The organism is Erythrobacter sp. JB1-15, assembly GCF_057365035.1.
Genome location: NZ_CP200295.1, coordinates 2043416 through 2062206, shown reverse-complemented (window position 1 = coordinate 2062206; position 18791 = coordinate 2043416). Strand labels below are relative to the sequence as shown.

Here is an 18791-nt window from a genome sequence, read left to right as displayed (position 1 = left end):
CGCTTTGCTGTTTTCAGACGCGCTTTAGGGCGTGGCCGCAATCCACTCTGCCACATCGCCCGCGACCGTATTGGCCGTGCGGTTCAGCGCATCGCCCACCGCTCCCGGCTCTGGCAGGATATTCTCCTCGCGCGCTTCAAACCTTTGCGCAACCACTTCGCCATCGGGTTTTGAGATCACTGCATCAAACTGCACGATCACCGTAGAGCTCTGCGCATCATAGCCCATTTCGCGCAAAGTCCCGCGCACAATGCGGCCCGCCAAAAGCGGCGTGTCATCGGTATCGAGCACCAGCGCGCCGGTTTTCGCGCGCAAAGTTTCGCCCAGCAACCGCCGGAACAACCGCGCAGGCCGCTCCACCCAGGTTGCGCCTTGTAGATAAGCGATTTCGGTGTCCGACACTGCAACCGGCACGCGCAGTACGTCCAATTTTGCAGGCGTTTCGGGCACCAGCACAGCCAGCGATCCGATATTGGCTTCCCCGCCAGCGCGTGCAGCCACACCGATGGGAGCAGTATCATCAGCACGCAATGTCAAAAGGCTGGTGGGCGGTTCTGCGCTGCCCCCACGCCGACGCTGACACAGCCAGCCAACATAAGCGCTATCAAACCTGCAGCGCCTGTACGCGCACCCTTCCAAGCATCCATCATCTAGCGGTCCTCTTCCGGGTCGTAATCAGGCAATGTCTGGCCGCCAACCAGCGAGCCGATGCCTTGGCTTTCAAGCCGTTCGGTGATCGTTCGCAAACTGCGCGATGTCGTGCGCAAATCCTGCAAGGTCGCCTCTGCCGCTGGCAAAGTTGTCTCTCGCAATGCGCGCGCGGCTGGCCGCGTGTCTTCCAAAGTCGCCGCAAGCGATGCAGCAGCCTGATTGGCCGAAGCGAGCGTACCGCGCAGTTCTGCGGACAGGGCTGATCCTTCTTCGTTGAGCAATTTATCGGTTGTGAGCGTGACTTTCTCAAAAGCATCAAGCGCTTCGCCCGATTCCTTCAAAGCAATTTCAAGTTCGGCAAAAGTGCCTTCCAATCGCGGGGCAGCCTCTGCAAGTTCCTTTGTCAAGGTATTGGAATTCTTCAAAATTCCCGCCAGCTCTTCCTGATTTTCAGGACCAAGGATGACATTCAATTGTTCGGTCAAAGTCGCCAGCCGTTCGAGCAGCAAAGGCGCGTTTGCGACAATCTCACCAAATCCGCCGCGTCCGGCAGGGATTAACGGGCGGCCTTCGGGGCACGCGGTTGTCTCGCATGAAATTGCGGGCGCATCCTTGCGCGCGCCATCGAGCAAAATGGTCGATACGCCAGTAAAGCTCGCCTGAATCGTGGCGGTGGTGCCCACCAGAATGGGCACATCATTTTTAACCTTCACCCGCACGCGGACAAATTCAGGATTGTCCTGCGACAAGGCTATTTCCGCCACTTGGCCCACGGGAACCCCGGCAAAAGCCACTTGCGAGCCATTGGCAAGCCCTGAAACGCTTTGCGCAAACAGGATATCATATTCGCGTTGATCGCCCTGCCCCAGCCGCGCAATCCACACGATAAACGCCGCCAGCGCCGCCAGCAGAACCAGCGTCACAACGCCAACCCAAAGGTGATTTGCCCGCGTTTCCATCTAGCCTCCTATGAACGCGGTAACCCGCGTCTGTCCATGGCCTGCTTGGTGTAAGCCGCCATCTATCACGCATCTTCCCCGCGATCATGCGTCGCCAACGCAGCGCGCCCGCGCGGACCGTTGAAGTAATCCTCAATCCAGGGATGGCGCGTGGCAATCAATTCAGGAATGGTGCCCACTGCGATCACACGTTTGTCCGCCAGCACCGCCACCCGGTCACAAATTTCATACAAAGTATCAAGGTCATGCGTGATGAGAAACACGGTTAAACCCAGCGTTTCTTTCAATTCACGCGTTTGCCGGTCAAATGCGGCAGCGCCAATCGGGTCCAGCCCGGCGGTTGGTTCATCCAGAAACAGCAATTCCGGATCCAGCGCCAGCGCGCGCGCAAGGCCAGCGCGTTTCTTCATCCCGCCTGACAATTCGGATGGATATTTGGCAATCGCTTCTTCGGGAAGGCCGGATAACAGCACTTTGTAGCGCGCAATCTCGCGCCGCAATGTGTCGCTTATCTCGGGATAAAACTGGCGCAAAGGCACTTCGACATTTTCGCCCACGGTCAGCGTTGAAAACAGCGCGCCGCCCTGAAACAGAACGCCCCAGCGCCGCCGCACACCGATTTTCTTATCAAGATCAACCGCCGTGATGGTGCGGCCAAACACATCAATCCGCCCCTCGGTTGGTCGTTGCAGCCCGATGATAGAGCGCATCAGCACCGATTTGCCCGTGCCCGATCCGCCGACAACGCCCAGAATTTCGCCCCGGCGCACCTCCAGATCAAGCCCTTCGTGAACGGCAAAATCGCCAAAGCGATTGACCAGCCCTTCGACGACAATCGGCGGCTCATCACAGAAACGTTCATGCGCGTTGGCGGGATCATCATGCATGGCTCAACCCCATCCGATCTCGGTGAAGAACACCGCGAAAAAGGCATCGAGCACAATGACGGCAAAGATGGCCGAGACAACCGCATAGGTGGTTCGCCTGCCCACTTCTTCCGAATTCCCTTTGACCTGCATGCCGTGATAACAGCCCGCCAGCCCCACGATGAGGCCGAAAACGGGCGCTTTGATAAGGCCAACCCACACATCGTGCGCAGGGACAACTTCCTGTATCCGTTCAAGAAAAGTGAAAAACGGAATGCCAAGCGCAAACTGGCCAATCACCGCCCCGCCCAAAATGCCGACGATAGAGGCATAAAAGCCCAGCAGCACCATCATCAAGGTGCAAGCGAGAATGCGCGGGATCACCAGCCGTTCAATCGGCGAAATGCCAATAGTGCGCATCGCATCCACTTCTTCGGTCAGGCGCATGGTGCCGATCTGCGCAGCAAAGGCGCTGCCCGAACGGCCCGCGACCATGATCGCGGTCATCAAAACGCCCAGTTCGCGCAAGGTTATGCGGCCAACGAGGTTCACCGTCAGCGTTTCTGCGCCAAATTGCGACAATTGCACCGCGCCTTGCTGCGCGATGACGATGCCGATCAAAAAGCTCATCAGGCCGATAATGGGCAGCGCCGCGACCCCCACCAGCTCCATCTGGCGCACCAGTGGCCGCAAAGGAAAGCGTGAAGGGCGTGCGATCAGCGCGCCAAACCCGGCAACAATCGCACCGAGAAATCCAATAACACCCAGAAAGCCGGACCGGGCCGCATACAGCTTTTCGCCCAGCGACAGCGGCACGCGTTCCCACACGGGCACACGCTCGGGGCGAATATCGGCATTGCTCGATGCGCCCTCTACCGCGTCGAGCAGCCGCTGTGCCTGCGGGCTGGCGCCGGTGATTTGCGCCTGATGCAGCGCAGCAAGCCGGCATGTCAGCCACGCGCCAACCGTGTCAATTTCGTGGACATTGCCAAGGTCGATGGTGCTGATCGGTTGATCGATCCGGTTCAGCTCACCCTCAAGCTCGCCCACGCTGGACACCAGCAAAGCGCCGTGCATGCCAAGCTGCGCTGCCCCTGCCCCATCATCGGTGATGTCAAAATGCGCGGTCGCGTCCATCGCCGGCAGCTATGCGATTAATCGCGCACATTCTCAAGAGAAAGCGCCCCTTAGAATGTTGAGATGTTGCTTCATTCCCCTGGGCGAGGCATGGGGGAGTCGAATTGCGTGCGGTCAGGCTATCCGGCCTGATCGGATGCCGGGCCACCCGCTCCCTCCACCCTTCCACCCGGATTTTCACACCGGAGTATGATCCGGGTGGAAGGGTGGAGGGAGCGGGTGGCCCGGCCCGCGAGCGTTAGCGAGCCCAATAAAGATGACACTACCCACCACTTTCAATCCTGCCGACATAGAAGCGCGCTGGTATGCCCATTGGGAGGAAACCGGGGGTTTTCGCCCTGAACGCCCCAATGCGCAGCCCTTCACCATTGTGAACCCGCCGCCCAATGTAACCGGAAGCCTGCATATCGGCCACGCGCTCGACAACACATTGCAGGATATTGTGATCCGCTATGAACGCATGCGGGGCAAGGATGCCCTGTGGGTGGTCGGCACCGATCACGCCGGGATTGCCACGCAGATGGTGGTCGAACGCCAGATGGAGCAGCGTCAGGACAAGCGCACCAATTACAGCCGCGAAGATTTCGTCGATAAAGTGTGGGAATGGAAAGCGGAAAGCGGCGGCACAATCACGACGCAGCTGCGCCGTTTGGGCTGTTCGATGGACTGGTCGCGAGAGCAGTTCACCATGGACGAGCACTTTACCAAAGCGGTGCTCAAGACCTTCGTGGACCTCTACAATGACGGCCTGATTTACCGCGACAAGCGGCTGGTGAACTGGGATCCGAAACTGAAAACGGCGATTTCGGATCTGGAAGTTGAGCAGCAGACCATTCCGGGCAGTTTTTGGCATTTCAAGTACCCTCTCGCTGACGGCGTAACGCTTGCCGATGGCCGCGATTACATCGAGGTTGCGACCACGCGGCCTGAGACGATGCTGGCAGATATGGCTGTCGCGGTGCATCCCACGGATGAGCGCTATTCCAGCGTTGTGGGCAAGCATGTGGTGCTGCCCATCACGGGCCGCCGCATTCCCATAGTGGCTGACGAACACGCCGATCCAGAGCTGGGTTCGGGCGCGGTGAAGATCACGCCGGGGCATGATTTCAACGATTTCGAAGTGGGCAGGCGCGCCGGAATGCAGGCTGGCGAAATGCTCAACATGCTCGATGGTGAGGGCAATGTCTGCCAGACCGCCGATGGCTTGGTACCGCAAGAGTTTATCGGCCTCCACCGCTTCCGCCGCGACAAAGTGGACGGCGCGCGCGAGGCTGTGGTTGAGCGGCTGAAGGCAGACGGGTTCCTGATCCCGCACGTCTCCAAAAACAAGAAAGGCGAGGAGGTCATCTCCGACGCCGAGCCGCGCCAAATCGCAACGCCTTTCGGTGATCGCGGCGGCGTGGTGATTGAGCCGTGGCTGACCGATCAATGGTATGTCGATGCGGAAAAACTGGCCGCGAAACCGATCCAAGATGTCCGCGATGGCACGATCGAAATTGTGCCCAAATCTTGGGAGAAGACCTTCTTCAACTGGATGGAGAACATCCAGCCTTGGTGCGTGTCACGCCAATTGTGGTGGGGGCACCGGATACCGGCTTGGTTTGACGCAGACGGCAATGTGTTTGTCGCAGAGAGCGAAGAAGAAGCGCAAGGAAAGGCAGGAGCAGGCGTTGCACTGACACGTGATAATGACGTCCTAGACACATGGTTCTCATCCGCTCTGTGGCCTTTCGCTACGCTCGGCTGGCCAGAGAACAATCAACCGCTGCTGAAAAAACACTTCCCCAACAACCTGCTTATCTCGGGCTTTGACATCCTGTTTTTCTGGGATGCGCGCATGATGATGATGGGGCAGTACAATATGGGTGAGGCGCCCTGGCCCAAGCTGTATCTGCACGGCCTTGTGCGCGCGGCTGACGGCGCGAAGATGTCGAAATCCAAGGGCAATGTCGTCGATCCGCTTGGCCTGATTGATCAATATGGCGCGGACGCATTGCGGTTCTTTATGGCGGCGATGGAAAGCCAGGGCCGCGACATCAAAATGGACGAACGCCGCGTCGAAGGATACCGCAATTTCGCGACAAAGCTCTGGAATGCAACGCGCTTCTGCCAGTCGAACGGCATCGGCAAATCCGCCACGATCAAGGCTCCGAAAGCGCGTCTTGCGGCCAACCAATGGATCATCGGCGAAGTGCAGGCCGTGTGCGCTGAGATCGAAGGTGCGATGGAAGACTTGCGCTTTGATGCGGCGGCCAACGCGATTTACCAGTTCACATGGTCCAAGTTTTGCGACTGGTATCTGGAGCTGATCAAGCCCGTGTTTGCAGAAGGCGCAGACCCTGACGCCATGCCCGCCAAGGAAACCCGCGAAGTCGCCGGGTGGGCACTCGACCAGATCCTAGTCATGCTGCACCCGTTCATGCCCTTCATCACAGAAGAGCTGTGGCACGCACAAGGGACACGCACATACGATCTGATCGTTGCAAGCTGGCCCAATCCGCGCGCTGAGGTGTCCAGATCGGCCACCGATGCGATTGACTGGGTGATCGACCTCACCACCAATGTGCGCAGCGCCAAGAACGAACTTGGCATCCCGCCGGGCGCCAAACTGCCCGCTTTCGTGCCATCGCCATCAGACCTTGCAACCAGCACAATCGAACGATCCAGCGCGGCGATTGAACGGCTCGCGCGGCTCACGCCTGTGAGCGTAGGCGAAGCGCCCGATGGGGCCGCGATGCAAGTGACTGCCATGAACGATGCGTTCGTCATCCCCTTGGAAGGCATCATAGATGTGGGCGCGGAAAAAGCGCGGCTCGAAAAAGCGCTGGCAGCCAGCGAGAAGGAAGCCAAATCCATCGAGGGCCGCCTTGCCAATGCCAATTTCGTCGAACGCGCCAAACCCGAAGCGGTAGAGAAAGCGCGCGAGGATTACGCGCACCATTCGGGCGAGGTAGAGCGGCTGACGGCAGCGCTTGAGCGGTTGGGATAAGGATGTGAAGCGCTGGCTAAATTCACTTTTAGGACGCGCCAAATCCACGACAGATGACCAGCCCAATGAGGTCACCTGTGAGGTGATCGGCGTTGTCAGCGCGGCGGGAGCCTATTCTCGCGAAGGCTCCGGTGCACACGCCAATAAGAAAAGCGATCACGGCGTTGGCACCACCCCGCTTGTGGCGTGGCGCCTCAATGGCGGACCAATTGAGACCGGCGATCTTGTCCTAAGCGTGCCTATAGACCCAGACGAGGATGCACGCGCGGCTTTCGAGGCTCAGTTCCCGACCGGAACGATGGTAAGGGCAAGTGCTGACAAGATGCCTTTGCATTTGTCCACCATGTCTCTTCTGGAGGCACGCACTCTTCAGGCAGCAACCGAAACTGATGAAGAGCTAGAGAGAAAAGCGCACGCGATTACGAACCCGCGGCCTTTTTCCCACCCAGCGCTTGGCGAGTTTAGAGCCCATGAAAAACTACCTTGGGAGTATTATGGCCACGCTCAATGGGACGGTTACCCTATCAAGGTCGGAATCGGATATGGCAGCGGTCCAACCTCGGAATTTAGTATGCTCCAAGAGCAAGCCGACAGGGCTGCCAAGCTGGTCGCAATGCAGGGCGAACTGGCAAATCAGATTAAGGTGATCATTCGTGAACAACTATATGACGAATGGTGTGATGCGTGGTTGCCCAAGGGCCAAACACCGCAACCAGGCGATGAATGGGCAGCACAATTTAAGGTGGGGATCATATGTGTCGCCAACTCCCCAGACATCGAGATCCATCTAGAAACAGAGTTTCATGTTGACGGATATCGCCCTTCCATCAGTTGGACCCCGGACGGCGGACTTTCCGAAGCTTGGGTTGACTAGCGATAGCTAGGCTAGTGACCTTCAAAACATTCTGAAGCAGCATTACCTTAACCTCATGTCGCCTTGGCTAATCCTTTTGGTCCCGCTGCTCATCACCGCGTTCTTCGTCTATCGCCAGTTTGCGAAACGTAAGCGTCGCGCCCGGCTGTTAGCGACCCCGCTCACTCCCGAGCAACGCCATATCGTCGAACGGCTTGTGCCACTGGTCACACTCCTCCCTCGCGACCTGCGCGCAGCACACGAGGGCAAGATCAACCTGTTCCTCGATCAGGTTACCTTCAGAGGGCAAAACGGTCTGATTGTAGATGAGGCAATGCGGCTTTCCATCGCAGCGCAGGCATGCATTTTGATCGTCAACAGTGACGCCTGGTATGACACACTTAGAAACGTGCTGATTTACCCTTCGACTTTCCTCACACACAGGCCCGATCATGACGGCTTCGTCATCCATCAAAGGCAAGCCGCAACATTGGGCGAAAGCTGGGCGCGCGGGCCTGTCATCCTGTCGTGGGATCATGCGTTGCATGGCGGTTTGGACCCGCAAGACGGGCACAATCTGGTCATCCATGAATTTGCGCACCAATTGGACAGCCTGAGCGGCCAGACCAACGGCATCCCTGTATTGCGCAAGGGGCAGGCCTATGCTGGCTGGGAAAAGGCCATGTTGGACGCTTTCAGCACTCATGTGCGGCGCGTTGAAAGCGGGATTCCCACATTGATCGATTATTACGGCGCCACGAACCATGAAGAGTTTTTCGCAGAGACTATTGTCACCTTTTTTGAGAAACCGCAGGCGCTAAAGCGCGAAGAACCGGCATTGTACGCGCAATTGGCCGAGCTCTTGGCGCTTGATCCGGCACACTGGAATTGAGCGGGTGGAATTGAGCGGCCCTTCACCGCATTCACTTTGCACTGCGGACCCGAGTTTCCTACTTGCACCAAACGTGGCACTGGTAGGACATGCCATTTCAAAAGACCCTTTGCCTCCGCATTGATCGCCTTACTCGATCGAAAGCGACCTCTGTGATCGATCTGATTTTTACGCCAAGACCGTGTAACATGCGGTCCATATGTGGCTCACCAGCGACGAACCGAGTGGGCGCGATTGGGGGGATGGCCAATGGCTGATCTGGTGCTTGCAACCGATGACACGGGGCGCGCTGAGGTGTTCGCATCGCTGCAAGGCGAGGGACCGAGTGCAGGCGTGCCGGTTGCCTTCATCCGGCTGTCGCGCTGCAATCTCGCGTGCACATGGTGCGACACCGCTTACACTTGGCGGTTTGACGGCGACAATCGAGAGCACCGCGACGATGTGGTCTATGACCGCAAAGCCAATCAGGTCGCGCTCTCCCCCGCCAAGGCAGCAGCGAAAGTGGCGGCTTTGGGTCAGAAACGCCTTGTCATCACAGGCGGGGAGCCACTGCTGCAATGCGGGCCGCTGGCCGATATGCTCGCGATCTTGCCGGATATTGAGGTGGAGGTTGAGACCAACGGCACCACCAAAGCGAGCAGCCATGTCGATATCCGGGTCGATCAGTACAATGTGAGCCCCAAGCTGGCGCATTCGGGCAATCCGGCAGACCTCGCCCTCATTGAGGAGCGGCTGGATGCCTATGCGGTCGATCCGCGAGCCTTCTTCAAATTCGTGATAAGCGAACCGTCAGATCTGGACGAAGTGCTCGCGCTCAAACACCGATATGGCATAGTGGCAGACCGCCTGTTCCTGATGGCGGAAGGGACGGATAGCGAAGCGTTGCGGGCAAAGCAGCAATGGCTCAGCCCGATCTGTCTGGAACACGGCCTGCGCATGTCGGACAGGCTGCACATCCACCTCTATGGGGACAGCCGTGGAACATAATACCAAGAATGCGAGCCCCCGCGAAGACGGGGACCTCCATCAGTCAAGCGCCAGGATCAAAGAGGTCCCCGCCTTCGCGGGGAAGTCCCTTACCCCTGCGAACGCCAGCGCAGAACGACACGCTCGACCATCTCCTCTTCGCCGCCGCCGCCATTCCACAGCTCGACAAAGCTGGGGTCTTCGGAAGCTGGCCGCTTGTGCTCTTCGAGATTGTCGAAGCTTACGCGAATGGGGATTGCAACGCCTTCTCCGCACACAATGCATTCACGGTTGCGCAAGGCAGGGATGGAATCGAGGAAGCCGCGCGCCCCTTCGGGCATGGCTGCGCGGACAAACGCCTGGTCGCGGTCGTTGTTGAGCCGCATCGAGATGATGGTGCCGCATTGCGACAAGACGCCTTCGGCAAGGTCAGAGGGGCGCTGCGTGATGAGGCCCAGTGAAATGCCGTATTTGCGGCCTTCTTTCGCGATCCGGCTGAGAATGCGTCCAACCGAGGAGCCATCCGAGTTCTTCTCATTAGGCACATACCGGTGTGCTTCCTCACACACGAGCAGAACAGGCCGTGTGTTGTCCTCGCGTCCCCAGATCGCAAAGTCGAACACCAAGCGCGACAAGACAGCGACCACGGTTGCGGTGATGTCAGAGGGAACGCCCGAGACGTCGATAATCGAGATCGGCTTGCCATCGCCTGGCATGCGGAACACCTTGGAGATGAACTCGGCCATGGTGTCGCCCACCAGCATGCCGGAGAACATGAACTGATAACGCGGATCGGCTTTCAGCTCTTCCAGCTTGCCTTTGATCCGCATGTAAGGAGCGGATGATGTGGCCTTGTCGAGCTTGCCCATCTCGTCCTGAAGCACGTTGGAGAAATCGGACAGGAGATAGGGGATGGGCGAATCCACGGTGATCTTGCCCATGGTTTCAGCCAGCCTGTTCTTGGACCGGGCATGCAGCAAGCACTTGGCCAGAATGTCCATATCAACCTGCCGGTCATTGCCGCTGCTGGAGAGGAGCACTTCGCAATGCTCCTCAAAATTGAGCAGCCAATAGGGCATTTGAAGGTTGGACACATCGAGGATCTGCCCCGTTTGGCGGAAGGCGGCCGAGTATTCGCCATGCGGGTCAATCATGACGATATGGCCTTGCGGGGCGGCTTCGCAAATGCGGTGGAGGATAAGCGCGGCGCTGGTCGATTTACCGGTACCGGTGGAGCCAAGCAGCGCAAAGTGCTTGCCCAGCATCGCATCGATATACAGGCCTGCGCGGATGTCCTTGGTGGGGAAGACTTTGCCAATGGTGATGTTGGCTCGGCCATCGCTAGCGTAGATTTGCTCCAGATCCTGCGTGGTCGCAGGATAGGCAAGCGCGCCGGGCACGGGATAGCGGGTAACACCGCGTTTGAAGCCGTGAATGCGGCCCGTAAGCTTCTCTTCGCTGCCCTCGCCCAGAAAGTCGATATTGGCGATGATCCCGCCTTCGGTGCGGCGATCCTTGCGCTGATCGCGGACATTGGCGAGCAGCCATGCATCGCCCACGCGGATCTTGACCTGGCTGCCAACCTGTCCAGCCAAAGCGATCGACGGGTCGTCATCCTTCATGCATTCGGTGATGCGTTGCAAATCAAACGCGATCTGCGAACCTGCTCCGGAAATCTCCAGCACCACACCAATCGGCAGCCCGGCATTGTCTTGCGAGCGACTGTCGCCGCTTGCCTCGGGCGGCGTAACAGAGGCATTATCGTCGCGCATTGCGCTGTCAAAATTGTGCTGGCTCATATCGCTCATCTGGATGCCTTACCCTTGGTAAATGCGGTTCTACTGCAAAGGCCGATAGCGATTGCGATAAGAAACTAACCGTATTGGGGTTAAGATCGCGTCAAAATGGGCGGTAATTCAGCCGCGCGCAAACAGACGGCCAGCCAGCCAGCCCATACCCAGCGACATGACAATCGCCAGCAGCCCATACCAAAACGCACGTTCCTGCGCCGCGCGAACCACGCGTCCCTCGAGGCCAACCTTTTCGACTTCAATCTTGGCGGTCGCACTGGCGAGCACGCGGCCATTGGCAATCGCAAAGGTTTCAGCGGTGTAAGACCCGGTGGTGACATTGGACGGCAGTTCGATCCGAGCCTGATACAATACGCCTTCGCTGATCCGCACGCCTTCGGGGTCTTCTTTGTAAAGCTGCTGGCGGCGGCGCAGATCGACCAGACCTTCGCCAAAGCGCGCCTGTTGTTCAGGATCAATTTCGCCGGAAGGGCTTAGCTGGATGAAACTGGTGCCCAGCTCATAAATCGCTGCGGTGCGTTCATCCACAATAGCGCGAACGGGAGCAGATGAAGCCACCGCGAAAAAACTGGGCGCAGAACGAAAATCAGAGGTTTGCGCGTTCATCCAAATTCCGGCAATCCGGTCTTTCTCGCGCAATCGTATGGCTTGCGATGGGCCTTTTAAGACCACAACGATGTCGTATTCACTGCCTTCGTTGATCCCCGCCGGATCGATCACCGCCCCATACAACAGCAGATCAGCTCCGGTGAAACCCTGGCGCACCTCGATGCGTGATTGGCTGACTTCGGGCACAAGGATAGGTTCGCGCTGCGCTGACAAGGTGATCGCCGCCAACAGCGCAATCGCACATCGCAAAGCGCGCATCATAGCGGGCTTACCGTGTAAATCTCGTCAGGCTGCACGCCCAGACCCCACAGCATCCGCAGCGCAATCAGCAGCACCAGGCCTGCCAGCACAAGCCGCAGCAATTCTGGCCGCGCTTTCATCGCGATCTGGGTGCCGAACTGCGCACCAAGCACCGATCCAACCAGCAGCAGCGCAGCGAGCACAATATCCACCGCTTTGGTCGTCAGCGCATGAGTCATGGTTGTCACCATCGTCACAAACAGGATTTGATAGAGCGATGTGCCCACCACCACGTTCCCGCTCATCCCGAGCAGATAGAGCATCGCAGGCACCAGCAGAAATCCCCCGCCCACTCCCATCAGCATAGTCAAAATGCCCACCAGAACGCCCAGGATCAGCGGAGCCAAGGGTGAGATATAAAGCCCCGAGCGATAGAACCGCCAGCGATAGGGCAAAGCGGCCACCAGCGGATGATGGCGACGCTTACGCGGCTGGGTGCTCGCACCCTTTTTCGAAGGCATCAGCACGCCGAGCGCCTCGCGCATCATCAGCGTTCCGATCGTGCCCAGCATCAGCACATACAGTATATTGATGACGACATCGATCTGCCCCAGCGACTGAAGCGCGCGAAACAACAAGGCGCCGAACATCGCGCCGATAATGCCGCCGCCCACCAGGACGCCCCCCATCCGATAATCGACCCCGTTGCGGCGGCGATGGGCCAGCACGCCGGATACGCTTGCGCCGGTCACCTGCGTTGCGGCAGATGCAGCGGCAACCGTTGGCGGAATACCGTAGAAAATCAGCAGCGGTGTCGTCAAAAATCCGCCGCCCACACCGAACAGTCCCGAAAGCACGCCTGTCCCAAAGCCAAGCACGATGATGACAAGGCCATTCACCGATAGATTCGCAATGGGCAGATAAACATCCATGGCCCAGCCAGTTACTCCAGAGCGCGCAGGGTTGAAAGGGAAGCGGCACGAATGATCCGCAGCTGTTCAGATTAAAGCAGCGATGTGAAAAGGATCGGTCTTTATGATGGCCGATCTGGAGAGCGCTTAACACCCTCTATATGACGGGCAGCTTAAAACCGGGTCGATACGGTTGCGGCTACACCCGATTCCGGGGCTGCATCACCAGCGACCTTTTGCCGCCAATCAACCGAAAATCGCGCGGGCACTTTGCCGATGGACATATCCACTCGCATGGTTGGACCGATATCCACCCGGCTTGCGCCTTTTTGCGCCCCGCCCCACACACCGCCGCCAATACTAAGGCGCGCATTGCCAAATTTGCCTGCGTTGAAAGTGGTCAGCGGCCGCGTTGCAGTGGCCTGACCATCGGCAAAAAAGGTGCCATCACGCCCGCCAACATAGCCGGCCTGCGCATAGGTTTCCAAAGAGAACCGACCAGGAAGCGCAATCGGCGCAATTTCGGTAAAGGCATAGCCAGCAGGGCGAAACCGCAAGCTGTCTGCGAATTGGGTGGCGCGCACTTCGCCTGCAAAGCGCACCGGGAATTTCGGCAATGGCCGGCCAGAAACACCTAAGGCAAGCTCGCTTTCGCCATTCAGCGTCAGCGCACGGTAAGCGCGGGCAAATGCGCGCGGATCATGGCCGGAGCGCGGCGCAATGCGATAGGCAAGCTTTGCACCTGCCTGGCTTGCCCCATAAGTGGGCACGCGTCCTTGCGAGATCGGCGCAGAACTCGATCCCTGCCGGTAAAATCCCCATGTATCGAGGAAGAACCGGTCCACCTTTCCGCTTTCGCGCGGGGTTACCGGGCCAGTAGGTGATGATCCGCTATGCGACGAACGGGCAAAGGCGGCTGTGCGAAAATCAGCATTCTGCAACCGCGCTCGCCCGGATTGCAGCATGGCGGCGCGCCACAACATGGTGTGCCCCATGGATGATTGCGTGCCGTAATCACCAGGCGCGGCAGCCCATCGCCGTTGCTGAGCGTAATCATCATCACCCCGGCCAAGGCTGACGCGGATTACGTCACCGCGCAGCGGCACACGCACATGCGCGCCATTGGAAAACGGCGCATCTGCACCAGCCGCGGGCGCTGCACGGCCAAGAAATGCGCGCCCATCGTCAATCATGTTTTGGGCAAAATCCGCGGACGTGCCCTGCGCCTCATGATGCGCGAAACTCTGCGGAGCCACTTTGCTCACAAATGGCGTTTCCAGTGCCGGCAAGGGAAACGGATTTTCCCACATCATCGCGCGCGCACCAACCCACACTGCGCCCAAAAGCACAAAAGTCACCAATGGGCTGCCCCTGCGAGAAAGCGTCGTCATCACTCTCAGATCGCTCTTGCAGCAAGCCCGTTGGTCTGGGTCGGGTGCAGCGAATGGCTGGTCTTGTCCCATTCAATCCCGCGCCCCAAAAGCGAACGGGCATATGCCGTCACGGCGCGGCGGCCCGCAATGATTGAGATTACATTGGCAACAGGAATGCGGATCACAGCCAAGATCCCTTCAAGCGGTCCGTAAATGCTTGTCGTGAACACAAACCGCCACGCCGCTCGCCAGATAAAGGCGATCAAATTGGCGACCAGCAAAGCTTTGAGCATCGGCGTAAGCACAAGCGGGGGCAAAAGGCCAAGCCCGGCAAACAGCCAGCCAACGCCTGCCATCACAATCAGCGCATATCCGATCAACAGCACCAAGGCCGTGATCGGCCCGCGCCTGTCGCGAACGCGCATCCAGGTTTCCACCAGATTGCCACTCCAGCCCACCCGGTCCCACCCTTGCAGAGCGATGCCATGGATCCACCGGGTCTTCTGCCGGGTCACCGCGCCAAGGCTGGATGGGAAATAGGCGCGCGTTGCAATCAAGCGGCCATCATCCGCACCCCGAGCGCGCACAAACCGGCATTTACCGCCCGCTGCCGCGATACTGAGGCCGAGTTCGTAATCTTCTGTCAGCGAATCGGAGGCAAATGGCTGGCCCTCTGCCCCTTTGCGTTGATGCAGCCAGCCAAGCGCCTGGCGCGATATCGCGCAGCCGACGCCTGCTCCGGGCAAACCTGCGCCAAATGCATCGCGCACGACCATTGCTTTGCCATGCGATTCGGCAAATTCCTCGCAATAATGGCTTCCGCAAAAGCGGCTGCGCGGCTGGACCACAGGCTCGACCGGCAATTGGACGAAATCGGCGCCATCCTCAACCGTCGCGCTCAACAGACCAAGGCCTGCCGGGTCCACCATATCTTCGGCATCGTGGAACACGACGCAGGAAAAGCGAAATTGCCCGCGCCGTTCATCGCTGCGCATCGCATCGTATAACCGATTGAGGCAATCAGCCTTGGTCGTTGGTCCTTGCTTGTCATGGACAACAATGCGCAGGCGCGGATCGCCGCGCGCGCCATCCATCGCCGCCTCAATCGTAGCGGGATCGTTTTGATAGCAGCCTATATACAACCGCAAACGCTGCTGCGGCCAGCTGGCGAGCGTGTGCGCGATGGTATCGCCGATCACCTGGCTTTCCTGCCATGCGGGAATAAAGATCGCCGCCGGCCCATCCAGTTCGCGCTGTTGCAGCCGTATGCGGTTTAGTTCAGGAGTGCTTGCCCGACCGGAAAGCTTCAGCCATAGCCAACTGAAATCGATCGCAAGATCATCAAGCGCACCAATCAGGAAGAAAACACCAGCAAATAAAAGCAATTCGTGCTGGACCATAGCCAGCCACTGCCACACTGAAAACTCAGAAATACCCACTACTACCCCGTCTGCCCCCGCCTGTAGAATACAGTCTCTTCTTTCAGTTGCAACACAATCAAGAAAAGATGATCAAATAGATTTTATGTCGGATAATCCATCTTCTGCACCAAAGCCTCTGCGCCGTGTTTTTGCACCTGTGCGCGCCCTGTTTGTCGGCGATGCTTCTGCTGGCATCTTGTTGATTCTTGTCGCGGCGGCCGCAATGCTTGCGGCGAATTCTGCACTTTCAGCCGAATATAAAGAACTGTTCTATGGTACCTTACCGTGGACCCCGATAGAGAAGTTAAAAGATCTACATTACTGGATAAATGACGGTTTAATGGCGATATTTTTCTTCGTCGTTGGCCTTGAAGTGAAGCGCGAAGTGGTCAGCGGATCACTTTCAGATCCCGCTGCGCGCCGCCTGCCGATGATTGCCGCGGTTGCAGGAATGCTGGCCCCAGCGGCTGTCTTTATGCTCGTTTCAGGCGGCGGCGCTTACACGAGCGGCTGGGCCATCCCGGCGGCCACAGACATCGCCTTTGCGATGGGAGTGCTGGGACTTTTGGGCAACAGAGTGCCTGCATCCCTGCGCCTGTTCCTGCTTACCGTAGCCATCGTCGACGATATCGGCGCGGTGATGGTGATTGCGGTGTTTTACACACCTTCAATCTACATTGAATGGCTCGCTGCCTCGGCCGCAGTCCTCGCGGTTATGATTGCGATGAACCGGATAAAAGTCAGCGTATTGTGGCCATTTATCATCGCCGCTGTCGTTCTGTGGTATTGCGTGCTGCATTCAGGCGTCCACGCGACCATTGCCGGCGTGGTCGCCGCGCTCACTATTCCGCTCCACCGCAAGGACGGCAATTCCATGCTGGAGAAGCTGGAGCACGGCCTGGCCCCGTGGAGCGCCTATATGATCGTACCCATTTTCGGCTTTGCCAATGCGGGCGTGTCGATCAAAGGCATGGGCGCAGATGCGTTGCTCGCACCGCTGCCCATCGCGATCGCCGCAGGCCTGGTGGTGGGCAAGCAGATCGGGATATTTTCGACCGTCTTTATTGCTGACAAGGTCGGCTTCGCATCGCGGCCAGCCAATGCCAGCTGGGCCGAGATTTGGGGCGTATCGATCCTGTGCGGTATCGGCTTTACCATGAGCCTGTTTATCGCAGGCTTGGCGTTCCCCGGTAACGAGTTGTTCGTGGAAGAAGCCAAGATCGGCATTCTCACAGGCTCTGCCGTGTCAGCGATCCTCGGCTTTATCGTATTGCGATTGACGACCAATCACACCGCAGAGGATTGCGACGATCAGGGCCAGCAGCCAAGCAGCACCTAGGGCAGCTGCTTGGCCCTTTCGCCCACCGAGGGTTTTACCACGTGCCTGTGTTTTCCATGCTGGCCCACGGCTCCTTGGGTTCAAGCCGCCCTTCCTGAAGCAGCTCCACCGAAATGCCATCGGGTGATTTGATGAACGCCATATGCCCATCGCGCGGCGGACGGTGAATGATATGACCGGCATCAGCGACCTTTTGACAGGTCGCGTAAATGTCCTTCACTCGGAATGCGAGATGGCCAAAATTGCGCCCCCCATCATAGGTGTCTGCTTCGCTGCCATCTTCAGGCGGCCAGTTATAGGTCAGCTCAATCTCGGCAATATTTTCCTGCCCCGGTGCCGCCAGAAAAATCAGCGTAAACCGCCCCGCTTCGACATCGAACCGGCGCACTTCCTCCACATCGATCAGTTTGAAAAAATCGAGCGTTGCATCAACATCAGTGATGCGCAGCATGGAATGTAGAAATTCTGTCATGGTTAAAGGTGTCCCTTGCGATTTGGCTTTCAATGTATGAGGTCACAAAGCGCACGGCAATGTCAGAGCCAACAATACAAAAAGGGGCGCGGCCAGCTGTCAGCTGATCGCGCCCCTTTTGTGAATATGGTTGTGCGCGAACTTAGAAGCTTGCGCTTACCGACGCCACAAACGCATCGTCTGTGAAAACCTTGCCCGGATCGGACAAAGCATCGCTTTCAACATCGATATAGGACACGTTGAACGTGACCGGACCAACAGCAAGGTCTGCACCAATCGACCAATCGACAGCTTTGCTGTCATTTTTGAAAGTCAGAAAGCCGTCTGTGTAGCCCAAATGGCCATTCAATGTGACGGGCGTATCAGGAATGCCAATGCTCACATCGGTGTAGAGATAGGTGTTGTCTGTTCCGCCCAGCGAATCCTGATCAAACGCATAAGCAAATCCCGGCGTCACCGAGACGGGGCCAAGGCTGAAACCGACTGAGCCATAAACTTCGTAATAGTCAAACTCACCAGGACCAGCATCCGGGTAGATGTAAGCAATAGCGCCAAGATCAACTGAGACCGCGTCGGAGAGATTGCCGCTCCAGCCGCCATAAAGGTCAAGCTCGCTTGAGCCATAGCCGACGGTTTGCTCATCAAGGTTGGAGCCCCAGGTTCCGATGTAGAAACCGGATGAGTGCGACAGATCAAGACCGCCTTGAATGGCGAAATTGCCACCCGAAAGGTTTACACCGCGGAAGCGATATTCGGTTGCAAGCGCGACATTGGCCGAAAAAGTAAGCGGACTATCGGCTGCAAGAGAGCTTTCGCTGTCCGCATCAGCAGGCGCGCTGGCTCGTGTTGCAGCAGCGGATTGCGCGGACCAGTCGGTTGAAGGATCAATCAGCGTCGGCGTTGATACAGGCGATACTGAAATGTCGACAATCTGCGCGTCTGCCAGTTCGACATCTGCCGGGTCGGCATCTGCCAGAACGATCTCAGCATCGGCCTCAACTGAAGGCAAAGCCTCGACATTTTTAGCGAGTGCGGGTGTAGCAGAGAGGAGCACACCTGCGGGTATTGATGCGGCCAGAAGGCCGCGGATGGACGTGAGCATTACAACTTCCCTATTTTGGTGTTGTCTATTGGTTGCTTCGTCCCACCTGCACACTGCGCGGTCGCTATCTTATGAGGCGATCTCATCGCAGTGCGACACAATCGTGCACACTATCGTAAATTCGCGCAAGCAAAATTGCCTGTGATTGTTAAATCACCCACAAGTGTGCGCATTTTGCATCAAGATCGTGTGTATACCAG

Annotated in this window: 16 protein-coding genes; 5 read left to right on the top strand and 11 right to left on the bottom strand. The window is 57.9% G+C overall.

Annotated elements, in window-relative coordinates:
* Positions 1 to 24: 24 nt before the first annotated feature.
* The 4 genes from AC0V6L_RS09880 to AC0V6L_RS09865 form a co-directional block, all read right to left on the bottom strand.
* A complete protein-coding gene (locus AC0V6L_RS09880; RefSeq protein WP_486154088.1) occupies positions 25 to 531 on the bottom strand; it encodes an ABC-type transport auxiliary lipoprotein family protein in 507 nt (168 codons plus the stop codon).
* Between the two features lie 119 nt (positions 532 to 650).
* On the bottom strand, positions 651 to 1610 hold the full coding sequence (locus tag AC0V6L_RS09875; protein WP_486154087.1) for an MlaD family protein: 960 nt from the start codon (positions 1608 to 1610) through the stop codon (positions 651 to 653).
* Between the two features lie 65 nt (positions 1611 to 1675).
* On the bottom strand, positions 1676 to 2497 hold the full coding sequence (locus AC0V6L_RS09870) for an ABC transporter ATP-binding protein (RefSeq protein ID WP_486150320.1): 822 nt from the start codon (positions 2495 to 2497) through the stop codon (positions 1676 to 1678).
* Between the two features lie 3 nt (positions 2498 to 2500).
* Entirely contained in the window at positions 2501 to 3613 is a 1113-nt protein-coding gene (locus tag AC0V6L_RS09865; RefSeq protein ID WP_486150318.1) for an MlaE family ABC transporter permease, read from the bottom strand.
* Positions 3614 to 3869: 256 nt separating this feature from the next.
* Here AC0V6L_RS09865 and AC0V6L_RS09860 point away from each other — a divergent pair, with 256 nt between their 5' ends.
* The 4 genes from AC0V6L_RS09860 (at position 3870) to AC0V6L_RS09845 (ending at position 9334) form a co-directional block, all read left to right on the top strand.
* Positions 3870 to 6602: a valine--tRNA ligase gene (locus tag AC0V6L_RS09860; protein ID WP_486154086.1), complete on the top strand. Its 2733-nt coding sequence runs from the start codon at positions 3870 to 3872 to the stop codon at positions 6600 to 6602.
* A gap of 4 nt (positions 6603 to 6606) precedes the next feature.
* Positions 6607 to 7476: a hypothetical protein gene (locus AC0V6L_RS09855; RefSeq protein ID WP_486154085.1), complete on the top strand. Its 870-nt coding sequence runs from the start codon at positions 6607 to 6609 to the stop codon at positions 7474 to 7476.
* Between the two features lie 55 nt (positions 7477 to 7531).
* On the top strand, positions 7532 to 8347 hold the full coding sequence (locus AC0V6L_RS09850; protein WP_486154084.1) for a M90 family metallopeptidase: 816 nt from the start codon (positions 7532 to 7534) through the stop codon (positions 8345 to 8347).
* 249 nt (positions 8348 to 8596) lie between these two features.
* Entirely contained in the window at positions 8597 to 9334 is a 738-nt protein-coding gene (locus AC0V6L_RS09845; RefSeq protein WP_486154083.1) for a 7-carboxy-7-deazaguanine synthase QueE, read from the top strand.
* Between the two features lie 89 nt (positions 9335 to 9423).
* Here the strand turns inward: AC0V6L_RS09845 and AC0V6L_RS09840 are convergent, their stop codons facing one another.
* The 5 genes from AC0V6L_RS09840 to AC0V6L_RS09820 all read right to left on the bottom strand — a co-directional run bounded on the left by AC0V6L_RS09840 (position 9424) and on the right by AC0V6L_RS09820 (position 15696).
* The gene (locus AC0V6L_RS09840) at positions 9424 to 11121 is read right to left on the bottom strand and encodes an ATP-binding protein (RefSeq protein WP_486154082.1); all 1698 of its coding nucleotides are present in this window, start codon (positions 11119 to 11121) and stop codon (positions 9424 to 9426) included.
* Between the two features lie 108 nt (positions 11122 to 11229).
* On the bottom strand, positions 11230 to 11991 hold the full coding sequence (locus tag AC0V6L_RS09835; protein ID WP_486150310.1) for a TIGR02186 family protein: 762 nt from the start codon (positions 11989 to 11991) through the stop codon (positions 11230 to 11232).
* Positions 11991 to 12905 carry a sulfite exporter TauE/SafE family protein gene (locus AC0V6L_RS09830; RefSeq protein WP_486154081.1) on the bottom strand — a complete coding sequence of 305 codons (915 nt, stop codon included), beginning with the start codon at positions 12903 to 12905 and terminating at the stop codon, positions 11991 to 11993. The genes AC0V6L_RS09835 and AC0V6L_RS09830 overlap by 1 nt, the downstream gene beginning before the upstream one ends.
* Before the next feature lie 152 nt (positions 12906 to 13057).
* The gene (locus AC0V6L_RS09825; protein WP_486154080.1) at positions 13058 to 14275 is read right to left on the bottom strand and encodes a hypothetical protein; all 1218 of its coding nucleotides are present in this window, start codon (positions 14273 to 14275) and stop codon (positions 13058 to 13060) included.
* Positions 14276 to 14280: 5 nt separating this feature from the next.
* Positions 14281 to 15696, bottom strand: a complete 1416-nt coding sequence (locus AC0V6L_RS09820) for a glycosyl transferase family protein (protein WP_486154079.1) — start codon at positions 15694 to 15696, stop codon at positions 14281 to 14283.
* Positions 15697 to 15781: 85 nt separating this feature from the next.
* On the opposite strand from AC0V6L_RS09820, the gene nhaA reads away from it, so the two are divergent.
* Positions 15782 to 17017, top strand: a complete 1236-nt coding sequence (gene nhaA, locus AC0V6L_RS09815; protein WP_486154078.1) for a Na+/H+ antiporter NhaA — start codon at positions 15782 to 15784, stop codon at positions 17015 to 17017.
* Between the two features lie 34 nt (positions 17018 to 17051).
* Here the strand turns inward: nhaA and AC0V6L_RS09810 are convergent, their stop codons facing one another.
* Positions 17052 to 17489: a VOC family protein gene (locus AC0V6L_RS09810; RefSeq protein ID WP_486154077.1), complete on the bottom strand. Its 438-nt coding sequence runs from the start codon at positions 17487 to 17489 to the stop codon at positions 17052 to 17054.
* 142 nt (positions 17490 to 17631) lie between these two features.
* Positions 17632 to 18591 (bottom strand): TorF family putative porin, encoded by a 960-nt coding sequence (locus tag AC0V6L_RS09805; RefSeq protein WP_486154076.1) that lies wholly within the window; start codon positions 18589 to 18591, stop codon positions 17632 to 17634.
* Between the last annotated feature and the right edge of the window lie 200 nt (positions 18592 to 18791).